General features: G+C 61.8%; 10 protein-coding genes and 1 pseudogene. 3 read left to right on the forward strand and 8 right to left on the reverse strand.

What is annotated here, in order from left to right; translation table 11 throughout:
• Window positions 1-2: 2 nt before the first annotated feature.
• Together CK910_RS18180 and CK910_RS18185 are read right to left on the reverse strand one after the other, a co-directional pair.
• Window positions 3-1,688 (reverse strand): (2,3-dihydroxybenzoyl)adenylate synthase, encoded by a 1,686-nt coding sequence (locus CK910_RS18180; RefSeq protein WP_098984240.1) that lies wholly within the window; start codon window positions 1,686-1,688, stop codon window positions 3-5.
• Window positions 1,685-2,848, reverse strand: a complete 1,164-nt coding sequence (locus CK910_RS18185) for an isochorismate synthase (RefSeq protein ID WP_098984241.1) — start codon at window positions 2,846-2,848, stop codon at window positions 1,685-1,687. The genes CK910_RS18180 and CK910_RS18185 overlap by 4 nt, the downstream gene beginning before the upstream one ends.
• Before the next feature lie 325 nt (window positions 2,849-3,173).
• Between CK910_RS18185 and CK910_RS18190 the strand changes: the two genes are divergently transcribed.
• Together CK910_RS18190 and CK910_RS18195 are read left to right on the forward strand one after the other, a co-directional pair.
• On the forward strand, window positions 3,174-3,725 hold the full coding sequence (locus tag CK910_RS18190; protein WP_098984242.1) for a lipoprotein: 552 nt from the start codon (window positions 3,174-3,176) through the stop codon (window positions 3,723-3,725).
• Between the two features lie 134 nt (window positions 3,726-3,859).
• The gene (locus tag CK910_RS18195) at window positions 3,860-5,860 is read left to right on the forward strand and encodes a hypothetical protein (protein ID WP_098984243.1); all 2,001 of its coding nucleotides are present in this window, start codon (window positions 3,860-3,862) and stop codon (window positions 5,858-5,860) included.
• 77 nt (window positions 5,861-5,937) lie between these two features.
• On the opposite strand, the pseudogene glgC reads toward CK910_RS18195, so the two are convergent.
• Window positions 5,938-7,213: pseudogene (gene glgC, locus CK910_RS18200) on the reverse strand (glucose-1-phosphate adenylyltransferase).
• 188 nt (window positions 7,214-7,401) lie between these two features.
• Here glgC and CK910_RS18205 point away from each other — a divergent pair.
• Window positions 7,402-9,042 carry an EAL domain-containing protein gene (locus tag CK910_RS18205; RefSeq protein WP_098984244.1) on the forward strand — a complete coding sequence of 547 codons (1,641 nt, stop codon included), beginning with the start codon at window positions 7,402-7,404 and terminating at the stop codon, window positions 9,040-9,042.
• Here the strand turns inward: CK910_RS18205 and CK910_RS18210 are convergent.
• The 5 genes from CK910_RS18210 to hemH all read right to left on the reverse strand — a co-directional run bounded on the left by CK910_RS18210 (window position 9,005) and on the right by hemH (window position 13,112).
• On the reverse strand, window positions 9,005-9,499 hold the full coding sequence (locus CK910_RS18210; protein WP_043138390.1) for a hypothetical protein: 495 nt from the start codon (window positions 9,497-9,499) through the stop codon (window positions 9,005-9,007). The two genes, CK910_RS18205 and CK910_RS18210, sit on opposite strands and share 38 nt — an antisense overlap.
• Before the next feature lie 169 nt (window positions 9,500-9,668).
• Window positions 9,669-10,031 (reverse strand): DUF2750 domain-containing protein, encoded by a 363-nt coding sequence (locus CK910_RS18215; RefSeq protein ID WP_042034251.1) that lies wholly within the window; start codon window positions 10,029-10,031, stop codon window positions 9,669-9,671.
• A gap of 182 nt (window positions 10,032-10,213) precedes the next feature.
• A complete protein-coding gene (locus CK910_RS18220; RefSeq protein ID WP_043138387.1) occupies window positions 10,214-11,518 on the reverse strand; it encodes an inosine/guanosine kinase in 1,305 nt (434 codons plus the stop codon).
• A 186-nt stretch (window positions 11,519-11,704) separates the two neighbouring features.
• Entirely contained in the window at window positions 11,705-12,097 is a 393-nt protein-coding gene (locus CK910_RS18225; RefSeq protein WP_098984245.1) for an MAPEG family protein, read from the reverse strand.
• 40 nt (window positions 12,098-12,137) lie between these two features.
• On the reverse strand, window positions 12,138-13,112 hold the full coding sequence (hemH, locus tag CK910_RS18230; protein ID WP_043555430.1) for a ferrochelatase: 975 nt from the start codon (window positions 13,110-13,112) through the stop codon (window positions 12,138-12,140).
• Window positions 13,113-13,218: the final 106 nt, after the last annotated feature.

Below are 13,218 nucleotides of genomic sequence, written 5' to 3' on the forward strand. Positions count from 1 at the left end.
CGTCATGATTCCTTAATAGTTTTATGCTGTAGAGGATTGCCGGCGGCTATGACGTGCGCGATGCGCGCCCGCAGCCCCTGCTTGTCGATCTTGCCCACGGCCGTCATGGGCAGGGCATCCAGGGTTTCGAAACGGTCGGGCAGCTTGAAATCCGCCACGCCGCGCTCGCGCAGAAACTTGCGCAAGGCCAGCGGCTTCAAGGCGGGATCCGTGCTGACGATAAAGGCGCAGCTCTTCTCCCCCATGGCGCTGTCTGGCATGGAGACCAGGGCCGCCTGGGTGATGGCCGGGTGGTGCAGCAGCTGGTTTTCCACCTCTTCCGCCGCTATCTTCTCGCCGCCCCGGTTGATCTGATCCTTCTGCCGCCCCACCACGGTGAGGTAGCCGTCCTGGTCTTGCACCACCAGATCCCCCGAGCAGTAGAAGCCCTCGGCATCGAATACCCGGGCGTTGTGGGCCGGACTCTGGTAGTAGCCACGGAAGGTGTAGGGGCCGCGGGTGTGCAGGGCGCCGGGCTGCCCCGGGGCGACCGGCTTGCCCTCCTCGTCCAGGATCCGCACCTCGTCATCCGGGCTCATGGGGCGGCCCTGGGTGTGGATTATCTTGTCGTCGCTATCGTCCAGCCGGGTGTAGTTGACCAGGCCTTCGGCCATGCCGAACACCTGTTGCAGCCGGCAGCCGAGCAGCGGCCCAATCTTGCTGGCCACCGCCTCCCCCAGCTTGGCACCGCCCACTTGCAGCAATGCCAGGCTCTCGAGCTGAGTACGCGCAGTGGGATCCGCTTCCGCGGCCTGCAACCAGAGGGAGACCGCCGGCGGCACCAGCGAGGTGAGATTGACCTGGTGGCGGGCAATCAGCGGGAAGCAGCTGATGGGGCCGGGATCGGGTGCGAGCACCACGGCGCCGCCCGCCTCGAACACCCCCAGCGCCCCGGGGGAGCTCAGAGGGAAGTTGTGGGGCGCCGGCAGGGCGCACAGATAGCGGGTGTGGGGCCCCAAGTCACAGATCTCATTGCTGCGGCGCACGCTGTAGAGATAGTCGTCGTGAGTGCGGGGAATGAGCTTGGGAGTGCCAGTGCTGCCGCCGGAGAGCTGGAAGAAGGCCACCTCGTCCGCAGGACTCGGGCCATAGGCGGGGACGGCCAATCCTTCAGTCTTTGCCAGATCACTCAGCCAATGGGTCAGCCCCAGCTCGCCGCTCTCGCCATCGAGCAACACCAGCTCGGCACCTATGCCTCGCAGCAGGTCACTGTGGCGATCCCCGTTGGCAAACAGCACATGAGCGAGCGAGCCGATAAAGAGGCGCGGTGTGATCTGCTCGGCGTAAGAGGTCAGCTCCAGCCGGTTGTGGCTAAAGAGGGCATTGACCGGCGCTATGCCCGCTTTGAGCAGGGCGAAGAACACCAGATAGAATTCGGCCACATTGGGGAGCTGCACCAGGGCGGTATCCCCCACCCCCAGGCCATGGCGGGCGAGCCGCCCGGCCAATCGGCTCGAGGCGGCGTCCAGCTCGCGATAACTGAAGCTGCGCTCGCCGCAGAGGATGGCCTCGGCATCCGGCGCCAGTTCGCACTGGCGGTGCAGCATGGCAGTCAGCGGCTCGCCGCGCCAATAGCCCTTGGCTCGGTATTGATCCGCCAGCTCTGCGGGCCAGCGGGTATAGGGCAGGAAGCGGTTGGGCTGAGTCATTGTGCCACCTCCGGACTCAGGCCCAGGGCTTTGAGCATGGTCCCCAGCTTGGTGCCGGTCTCGGCCCACTCCATGGCGGGATCCGAGCCTGCGACGATACCGGCGCCGGCAAACAGTTCCACCTGATGACCATCGAGCACGCCGCAGCGGATCACCACGGCCCACTCGCCATTGCCCTGACTGTCGCACCAGCCGACGATGCCGCTGAACAGGGCGCGCCGGAAGGGCTCCTGCTCGAGGATGAACTGGCGCGCCAGATCTGTGGGGTAACCGCACAGGGCCGGGGTCGGATGCAGCTGACAGGCCAGGGAGAGCACAGAAGCCTGACCCGGATGCAGCTGGCCGGCGATGGGCGTGCCCAGATGCCAGAGGGTATCCGTGCTCATCAGGGTGGGATTGGCGGGAATGGCCAGCTCGCGACAGTGCGGTGTCAGCACCCGGCGGATCTCGTCGATCACCAAACGGTGTTCATGCTGATCCTTGCGGGAGGCCAGCAGATCCCGTGCCACCTGCCGGTCCTGCGCCGGCTCGCCGCCGCGCTTGGCAGAACCCGCCAAGGGGTGGGTGAAGACCTCGCCCCCGCTGACCCGCAACAGCAGCTCGGGGCTGGCGCCGAGCAGACGGCGATCTTGCCCGAGCGGCAGAGAGAAGTGAAAGGCATGGGGATTCTGGCTCATCAGCCGGGCCAGCACCTGCTCGGGATCGGCGGGTTTGTGCAGCGTGAGGATCAGCTTGCGCGACAGCACTACCTTGGCGAGGTGACCCTGGGCGAAGGCATCCAACGCCGAGCTGACCGAGGTCTTGAACTCGGCCGCCGCCGGCGTGCTCTGCACCGAGATGACCTGGTTGGCCTCGGCGGCACGCTCCGCCGCAGGCGCTCGCTCTCCCCGCTCATAACGGCCGGGCACATAGAGGCAGGAGGCGTCGGCCGGGTCGAAGGCGAAGGCACCGATCAGCAGCGGATTGGCTTGCCCTGCGGCCTCGGCCGCCGCCAGCGCCCTGGCTATCTGTCGCTCCAGCAGGGGCCATTCGCAGGCGGGGGTGGTAATAGGCTGGCCCAGATCGTAGGCGCTGATCGTGCCCTGACCTGAGGTAAACAAGAAATCGGGCGGAGACGCAGCCTGGGCAGGTGCGCTATTTTCCATCACAAGAGTATCCACGTTACACCCTCAAACATGATTCAAAATGATAATGATTATCAATTTGTATTTGTGCGGCGGTAAAATACTCGCTTTGAAATCACCCGGTCAATGGGATTTTTATATCGATAAAACTGGAACTTATCTGTGGATATTGGGCAAACCGCGCCACTGGCGGCCTGCCATGCCAGGCACCGAAAGGGTTACTCGTATGAAGATGCAGCCCACACCCCATATGAGGCTGCGACAAAAACGGCAGCTGTGTGCCCAGACTGGCAGCCAGGGGCATTTCCCCCTAAGATGGCGCCATCTTTCTGGTCACTTATCTCAACTCACGGAACTGTCGATGTTAAAGCACCTGCTTCTGCTCCCCCTCAGCCTGCTGCTGGCAGCCTGTTCGCTCACCCAGTACAACGTCAGCGAAGGCGAAATCAACCAATACCTCAAAGAGAGGGTCGCCTTCGAGAAACAGCTGGGGATCCCCGGCATCATGTCGAGCAAGATCCGCCTGGACGAGATGCAGAGCCGCATCGGCCGCGCCCGCGCCGATCGGGTCGAGCTGGATGCTGCCGGCGATCTGCAGGTAGCGAGCCCCCTTGGCAGCCAGCAGATGAAGATCCGCTTCTCCCTCAGCGCCCGCCCCGACTATGTGGCCGAACAGGGCGCCATCTACCTGCGTGACCTCGAACTCATCTCGGTCAAGACGGAGCCGGCCGACGTGGGCGCCGCCCTCACCCCCCTGCTGCCCACCTTCAACCAGTCGCTCTCGCTGTTCCTCTCCCAGACCCCCGTCTATCGGCTGGATGGCAGTCGCAAGAACGAAGCCAGGATCAAGGAGAAGGTCGAGGCGCTCAAGGTGGAACCGGGCCGACTGGTCATCCCCTTCAAGCTGCTGTGACCCTCAGGCCGCGCCCCTCTCGGAGCGCGGCTTTTCTCTTCTCAAGCCCATCACCTTGGTACATAATGCACACCATTCTCATTTAGATTCATGAGAAGCGTCATAATAAAATCAAACATATGGTGAGAAGGGACATGAGAAAAACCGTACTGGTACAGGCGATCGCCTGCGCACTGCTCAGTGGCGCCGTACAGGCTGCCGTCAAGGTGGAAGACAAGACATTCAACACCGCCGCCAACATGCTGGCCTATACCGAGTTCGAGCTCTCCGGCGAGCCGCTGGCCGAAGCGCTGGGGCTGGATCTGGATGTGCTGGATGCCAACCGCGCCGATGAGCCGACCCCGTTCGACTTCGCCGCCGGCATCGAATCCTATGAATATTCCGAAGAGGCCATGTACGCGCTGAACTATCAGTCCGGCATGGGCCCCCATCTGGTGAACGGTCCGCAAAACCTGGCCCGCGGCGGCACCCTGGCCGACCTCGGCAAGCGGGTGCTGGCCATGGCCGAGGCCGTCGGCTTCCCGGCCGATGAAGTGCCGCAAGGCATGTATCCCCTCTCCCTGCCTTACGCCTCCGCCAATCCGGAGTTTGCGCAAGCGGTGAACACCACCCCGGTCAACGGCGATCAGATCACCATCAAGACCGCCAAGGGCACAGAGAAAACCGTCAAAACCCAGGTGCCGGCCTACTTCCGCGACTACGCCACCCTGCGCTGGAGCGGTGCCGACAACCTGCTGAACCCGGCAGCCGTGGGCGGCATACTGCTCAAAGAGGTGATGTGGTCCCAGGACTTCCTCGGCGGCATGCACGTGGCCGAGAGCGATGAAGAGGTGGAAGCCGCGTCCTCCACCATGGATCAGGACGGCAAGCACAAGCTGGGCGTCTCTGCCGCCGACGGCTTCAACGGCATGATGCTGACCGAACAGTCCATCGACAAGCTGGCCATCATGCAGGGCCAGCTCGGTTTCGATGGCAAGCAGCTGGGTGCCAAGATCACACCGCAATACGATCCGTCCAAGGGTATCGTCTACTTCCCCCATCAGGTGAAAGTGACCGAAACCAGCAAGAATGAGGTGGGCGCCATCGGCAAGCTCGAGGTGGTGGATGGCTCAGCCCAGCTGCGCGATGCCTGGATGATGCTGTGGCCGCTCTCCGAGTTCTACGCCTTCAGCGATCAACGCACGGCCAACACCAACCAGAACCCGGCCTTCCACGCCGTGTTTGACGGTGCCCCGTTTGCCGCCGCCCCGGCCGCCAACACCCAGGGTCAGAGCGCCAAGCAGGTGGTCGGCGACGACGCCTTCTCCCTGGCCCTGAACCTCTCCGGCATGGTGTTCAAGAACCTCAACGCCCTGCACTTCGAGCCCAAGGCCGGCACCCTGGTCGACAGCTGGCAGGCAGGCAAACAAGGCAAGCACGTCACCACCTTCGACGCCGCTTACGCCCTGGTCGCCCTGCAGATCTTCCAGCGTGCCCAGGATGCACTGCCGGTCGGCTACGCCGCCGGTGACAACGGCGAGCTGAACCTGAAAACCGCACAAGGCCAGCAGGCGCTGGTGCTCATTCGCCAGCAGGCCGACTTCATCCTCGGCAAGCTCAAGGGCAAGAACGGTCTGGTGCATGACGGTTTGACCCTGGGTGGCAAGCTGGATGCAGGTCAGTCCATCGACGCGCAATTTGCCGCCGTGCGGGGTCTGACGGCCGCCTTCCTGGCCACCTCGGATGCCAAGTACCGCACTGCCGCGCGCGAGCTCTTCATCGCCACCGACAAGGCCTACTTCAACCAGAAGGCCGGCACCTGGCTTGCGGCCAAGCAGGGCGAATACACCCCCTGGACCCAGGCCGCCATCTCGGGTGCCCTGCGCTCCGCCATGCTGAACCTGCGCAACGAAGGGACAGAGAAAGCCCCCGCGCTGGAACTGGCCCAGCTGACCCAGCGCTACGTGAGCTGGTTCCGTGGCACGGTCAACGGCGGCATGCAGATGGCCGAGTGGATCGGCGACTCCGGTGAGAACGTCATCGAAGGAGCCGGTGGCGACACGGACGAAGACGGCGTACCGCAAGTCACCGCCGCCGGTGGCAAACATGGCACCGCCATGGTGATGGCCGCCAAGGCGCTGATCACCGAGAAATAATCAGCCACTCGCTGAATAAAAAAAGGGAGCCATATCGGCTCCCTTTTTAGTTGTGGCGTCTGGCGTTGGGCGTGACATCACCCCAGCTTGGCCAGCATCTCCTTGGTCACCAGCACGATACCCTGCTCGGAGCGATAGAAGCGGCGGCTATCCTCATCCGCGTTCTCCCCCACCACCAGTCCATCGGGCAGCACGCAGCCCTTGTCCACCACCACCCGGCGCAGACGACAGCCGGCACCTATCTCGACCCCGGGGAATATGATGGCCTGATCCAGGGTGCAGAAGGAGTGCACCCGCACATGGGTAAACAGCACAGAGTTGAGCACGAAGGAGCCGCTGACGATGGATCCCCCCGCGAACATGGAGTTGATGGTCATGCCGTGCTGACCGTTTCTGTCCTGCACGAACTTGGCGGGCGGCGTCATGGTCTGGCTGGTCCAGATGGGCCAGTTTTCGTCATAGATGTCGAGCTCGGGCACCACGGAGGCGAGATCCATGTTGGCTTCCCAGAACGAATCCAGGGTCCCCACATCGCGCCAGTAGGGTTTCTGCCCCTCCTTGGCACCGACACAGGACATGGTGAAGGGATGGGCAAAGGCCTTGCCCTCTCCCACGATGCGCGGGATCACGTCCATGCCGAAGTCGTGCTTGGACTCCTGATTGTGGATGTCCTCTTCCAGCAGCTGATAGAGGTACTCCGCCTCGAAGATGTAGATGCCCATGGAGGCCAGGGATCTGTCCTCATGGCCCGGCATGGCCGGCGGGTTGGCCGGTTTTTTCGACGAAAGCGCGGATCTTGCGTTGCTCGTCTATGTCCATGACCCCGAAGGCAGAGGCCTCCGCCCGTGGCACCTCGATACAGGCCACCGTTACCTTGGCACCGAGACGCACGTGATCGAGCAGCATGGCGGCGTAATCCATCTTGTAGATGTGATCCCCCGCCAGCACCACTATGTATTTGGGGCCATAGTCGCGAATGATGTCGACGTTCTGATAGATGGCATCGGCGGTGCCGCGATACCAGTGCACCTCGTCCACCCGTTGCTGGGCGGGCAGCAGATCGATGAATTCGTTCATCTGGTAGCGCAGGAAGGACCAGCCCGATTGCAGGTGGCGCAACAGACTGTGGGACTTGTACTGGGTCACCACCCCCACCCGGCGAATGCCCGAGTTGATGCAGTTGGAGAGCACGAAGTCGATGATGCGGAACTTGCCGCCGAAATGGACGGCAGGCTTGGCGCGGTTGTCCGTCAACTGCTTCAGGCGGCTGCCCCGTCCCCCCGCGAGCACCAAGGCCATACTCTGATTCAATAGTTGCCGTGCTTTGGCAGTATTTACGGGTTCTAACAACATGATTTACCTCTGCCTTGTTTGATCTATTTTCAACCCATCTTCGCCTTTTTAAGTGCCCATGAAAGTGGTTTCACTCACATTTAACCGATTTCAATTGGCCCTTTTCCAGGAGTTGAGCGGGATCCCATGCTTTACACCCCGAGCTTGGTTAGAATTTCAACATCACACGCATCATCAAGGATGACAAGATGTTGAACAAGCTCGGGAGTAACCTGTTACTGATCGCAGCCGTCACCTGTGCTCCTCTGCTGTTGTTACAAGGCATCTGGCTCGCCGTACAGGCAACCCCCTTCACCCTGATCCTCATCGTCGGCACTACCCTGCTCGGCTTTGGCCTGCTGTTCATGCTGGCCCATCGCACCCGCAACGCCGAACGTGAACAGCAGGAACAAGTCTGGCTCAAGGCACTGCGACTGCGCGATCCCGCCTGTCTGGAGAGCCCGGCAGCCCAGGAGGCATTGCAACAACTGCTGACCCGGTTCAATGAAGCCGAGCTCGACGCCCACCGTCAGATCAGCGAGCTGCACAATCAGGCCACCCAGGATGAGCTGACCCAGTTGCAGAACCGCCACGCGTTCCGGCGCGACATGACGGAGCTGCTGCAGCGGGATCAGGACACCCAGACCGCCACCCTGGTGCTGATCCGCGCCACCGAACTTGGCAAGCTCAACGCCCAGCGCGGCTTCCAGTCGGGGGACGCCTACATCAAGGATATCGCCAATCTCATCACCCGGGTGGTCAGCCGCTTCCCGGGCCATCAGGTCTACCGCATCTCTGGGGCCGACTTCGCCGTGCTGGTGCAGCCGGTGGCCAACATACCGCCGCCCCTGCTCGGCCGGGATCTGAAAATCGCCTTCGATCACTATCAGCAGCAACACGAGCTGGAGAGCGCCGCCTACTCGGGGCTGACGCGCCTGAGCAGCGGGCAGAAGATAGAGGCCATACTGGCGCGGGCGGATCTGGCGCTGGCTCGCGCCCAGACAGAAACGGTCAACGGCTGGGCCATTCAACAGGACGATGACGTGGTGGAACTGCAGGGCCAGCACCACTGGAAGCTGGTGCTCAATGATCTGCTGGAGCAGGAGCGCATCAGCTTTACCTATCAGCCGATCCAGCCCATGCACCGCAGCATGCTGGCCTACAACGAGATCTACACCCGCTTCAGCGGCGCCGACGGCACAGTGCTGCCGACCGACACCCTGTTTGCCATGGCCCAGCGACTGGACATGGTGATGCGACTGGAGCAGATGCTGGTCATCAACGTCATGCGCCAGTACCGGGCATTTGGCTCCAACCAGAGTCGCTGGGGCATCAGCCTCTCCAGCAACCTGTTGCAAAACAGCGCCTTCCTGATCTGGCTCGACCGGCAATTGCTCAAGGATCCCAACACCAGCGCCAACCTGGTGTTCGAGCTGGATGAGGAGCATCTGGAGCGCAACATGACGGGGGCCAAGCGGGTGTTCGAGCTGCTCAGGCGCAATGGCAGTCGCTCCGCCATCTGCAACTTCGGCAAGGGGATAGGGTCGTTCAACCTGTTTCGCGAGCTCAAGCCCGACTACATCAAGCTGGATCCCGCCCTGATCACAGGGCTGGAGCAGGATCTGACCAATCAGCAGTTCGTGCGGATGATAGTGGACGTATCACATCGCATGGGCTGCCAGGTGATAGCGGAAGGGGTGGAGCAGCTTGGCCAGAAACAGCTGCTGCAGGGCATGTATGTGGACGGCTTGCAGGGTTATCTCATCGCCAAGCCCCAGCAGTTGCGGCCGGATATCAGCCAGCTTGGCCTGTTTACTGAGGACGCTTCAACTTCAGCAGAGTCAGAATGATGTCGTTGAGCTGGCGATAACGTTCCAGCTCCTTCTGATCGTAACGGGTCGCTAGGGTGGTGGGATTGTGGCGATTCTTGAGGTAGCGGTTGATCTGCAGGCGGTTGAAACCCGCCACCTGATAGATCTGGCCCAGCAGGGCATTGAGCTCTTCGTGCTCGAAGCCGGCTCTGGCGAGGTAGTCGCTCTGGGCCGGGCTCTCCAGCTGGCTGCTCTGCTTGGCGATGCGGCCTGTCTCCTGCAGATAGGCGAGCCACTGTTCGAGATAAAGCGGCTTGCTGCCCGCCAGCAGATTGAAGAAACCCACCGCATCGCAGCGGCACTCGGTCAACAGCAGCACGGCCAGTTGATCGTCATCACAGCTGAAGGTGACTGGGCCTGTCTGCCCCCAGTCCAGCGCCTGGACCCGGATCTCGGCGCGCTCCCCTGCAATGCCGGTTACGTCGAATACAAACATGGCTCCTCCCGCTCGGCAAAAGGTTGATGATGGACCATACCCCCCGCAGGTGCAAAGCCAAATCGCCTTTTCATTCAGTATTCTGCAAGCTGGCCATAAAAAAACCGACATCCTCGCGGATATCGGTTCTTCAGGCATCCGATGGCCGTGGCCATCAATGCAGAACGGTTCAGGCATCCAGTTCGACCAGTGCCTTGGCCAGCTCTATGGGTTCGAGCTCCTGGCCTTCCAGATCGGCATTCCAGTTCGGGCCGATCAGCACATCGTCCTCGTCCAGATCGTTGATCCAGATGTCGAGGAACTCTTCCAGCTCGATCACTTCCGGCTCGTAGTCGGCCCACTCGTCCACGCAATGCAGACGGGCATCAACCTCGGCGGACCAGAGCGGCATCACATCGGCATCTTCAAATTCGGCAGAGCGGCAGACGACCCAGTCTTCACCGTAACGCAAGCCCCACACCTGACCCGACTCGCGGACTTCTTCGATGAACAGTTGGAAATTGGCGTCAAGATTGTCAGTTAACTTACTCATGGGGCTCTCTCTTTATCGGGTGCTGCGGCCACTGCAGTGCCGAGTGGCAATGCGGTGGCCAAATGGTGTCGCAAAAGTGACATGGACTCAAGCATCTTGGGGTTATTCGCACAAAAAACTGCCCAATGCCGTGTTTTGCCTGATAAAACGCCTCCCGAAGGAGGCGTTTGCCATGGCCGGGATCAACGCTCCCAGTAAACCTCTTCCAGGCTGTCTTCCTTCTCGGGCAGACCGCGAGAGAGACGCGGGCTGCTCTGGGCCAGCACCTCATAGCTGACCCGGTTGGCGTACTTGCACACCTGGGCCAGGGAGGAGTAGGTCAGGAACTCGGACATGTGCTTGGCGGAGTTCGGCACATTCATGCGGTGATAGGCGTTGGCCACCATGTCGTGCAGCACGGCAGACAGCGCGCCATCCCCTGCCCCGTTGGTGTTCTTGATCTTCTCCGGTCCGCCCATGTAAGGGGAGATGTGGGAGTAGATGCGGGCAGGCTTGCGGCACTTGGCGCGGGCCATGGGGCGGCTGAACTCATACATGTTGAACTCGGGGATGACACCGGGCAGCAGGGTATGGGTGGTCTCGCGCTTGTAATCTTCCTCCGTGTAGCTCGCCATGTAGAGGCCGATGGGACCGGCGGTGCAGAGCACCATGTCGGCCCAGTCCAGCGCCTTGTCGGCAGCGCCGAGGGGATCGGCGATGCCGGTCAGGGCCTCGGCCTCATCTTCATTCATCGCCAGCACAGTCACGTTCTCGGCGATGAAGTCGCGCCACCACTGGGGATTGTCGGCAATGACGAAGCGGGTACCCAGGGTCAGCACCACGGGCACGCCGGCCTCGCGAGCGTAACGCACGGCGGCCATGGCGGCCTCTTTCATGGGATCGCCATCGTCACCGCGCACCAGATAGGCGGTGATCACCAGGGCGGAGGCCCCCTTGATCACCTCTTCCGGCACATGGTGCACATCCAGCTGGTTCATCTTGCCGGCGTTGATGCCAAAGCTGCGCTCGCCGCACTCAGTGATGAAGGTGAAGCAGCGACCGACCGGGCCGTCTACCGGCTGCAGGTAATCGAGGTTGACGCGGGAAGAGGTGTTGCACAGATAGCGGTAGGCGTAGCTGCCGATGCGGATGTCCTGGCTCATGACGCCGAGCAGGATGGAGTGGGAGTCCGCCAGCACCGAGTAGTTGTGCATGGTGTTGCCTATGGTGCCACCGGCAAACTCGCTCACCACCATGTTGTTGGTCTTGAGCTCTTCGTAGACCCGTTCGGCCACGTCGTCACTGATCACCACAGAGTGGCCCTTGCTCAGGCCATAACGGTTCAGGAAGTCCTCATCCACATGAGCTTCGATGTCCACCAGGGTCTGATCGATTCCCACCACATAGGCTTTGCCAAGTTCGGTAAGCAGGGGATTTTGCGGGATCAGGGGATCGCGCCTGTCGACCGGGAAGTAGTGTTTGGACTTGCGCTGACCGGGAAATTTCATGGCAATGTTCTGTGCTCTGGGGGAAAGAGGGGCGGGATTTTAACACAATCCGCCGCGCCGAAAAGTCGCCTGATTAAAATATGGCGTCAGTATAGACAAGGGCTGCAGAGGAAAACGTTTATCCCTCTCCCATAAAAAAACCACCTCGCCGGGAGGTGGTTTTTTCAGTCAGCAACGATGAGGAGATCAGCCGAACGAGAGCCCCTGCACCAGGGCCAGCACCGAAAAGAGGCCGAGGGAGAGCCAGAAGAACAGGGTGCCAAACAGCCTGGGCTTGTTCGGCGCCATAGGGATCTGGATGCCGATGGCGTGCAGGATTCGCCCCACCAGCAGGAGCGCACCGCCGAGGTGCAGCCAGAGGGCACCGACCCCCGCCAGTTCACACAGAGCCATCAGCAGCAGGGTCAACGGCACGTACTCGGCGAAATTGCCGTGGGCGCGGATCGCGGAGCGCATCTCGGGCGCCTCCCCTTCCCCTATCATCACCTTGAACTGGGCACGGCGCTTGACCACCCAGAAGGAGAGCAGCAGGAACAAGAGCCCCAGCAGGCCGGCGTAGATCAGCGTGATATGCATCATGAAGACAATCCTTATCGTTGAACGTTGAAACCCGGGGCGGTCACGCCAGCTCGCGGCAGATCAGCGACACCATCATGCGGATATGGGCCTGATCGCTGTTGAGCGCCGGGATGTAGTGGAACTGCTCGCCACCCGCCTCGGTGAAGAGGTGGCGGTTCTCGACCTGGATCTCCTCCAGAGTCTCGAGGCAGTCGGCGGAAAACGCCGGGCAGATCACATCGAGTCGCTTGATCCCCTGCCCCGCCAGCGCCGTGATGGTGGCATCGGTATAAGGCTTGAGCCACTCCTGCTTGCCGAAGCGGGACTGGAAACTGGCGCTCCACTGTTCGGGCGCAAGACCCAGGGCCTCGGCCAGCAGGGTCGCGGTGCGGCGGCACTGATGACCATAGGGATCACCCTCGTCCTCGCTGCGTTGGGGGATGCCGTGGAACGACATCAGCAGATGCTCACCCTGGCCCTGCTGCTCCCACTGGCGGCGCACGCTCATGGCCAGCGCCTGTATGTATTCGGGGTGATTGTGATAGTCGCGGATGAGCCGCATCACCGGCAGGTGGCGCTCGTTTTTCATCACCCGCGCCCAGCCGTCAAACACCGCGGCCGTGGTGCTGGCGGCATATTGGGGATAGAGCGGCAACAGTATCACCCGGTTGACCCCCTGCGCCTTGAGCGCCTGCCAACCGTCGGCCAGTGACGGCTTGCCATAGGTCATGGCGAGCACCACGGGCACATCCACCCCTTCGCGCTTGAGCTCCTGCTCGAGGGCATCGCGCTGACGCTGGCTGATGGCCATCAGCGGCGATCCCTGCTCGGTCCAGATCTGCTGGTAGAGCTTGGACACCCTGGGGGCACGCAGCGGCAATATGACGAAGTTGAGCAGGGGGGACCACAACAGGCGAGGTATCTCGACCACCCGCGGATCCTGTAGGAACTGGCTGAGGAAGGCCTTGACGGCGGAGGTGGTCGGCGCCGCTGGCGTCCCCAGATTGACGAGCAAGATCCCGGTTTTGGTGGTCACGTTAGCTTCCTGTCATGCTGTTTTTGTCGTTCTTGTTATGATGCAAGAAAGGGCCCTGGATGGACCCTTGTCTCAGACTCGTTATCGACCGATTGCGGTTGGCAAC

Origin of the sequence: Aeromonas sp. CA23 (genome assembly GCF_002587065.1) — a bacterium.
In the GTDB taxonomy this organism is placed as follows: Bacteria; Pseudomonadota; Gammaproteobacteria; order Enterobacterales; family Aeromonadaceae; genus Aeromonas; species Aeromonas bestiarum.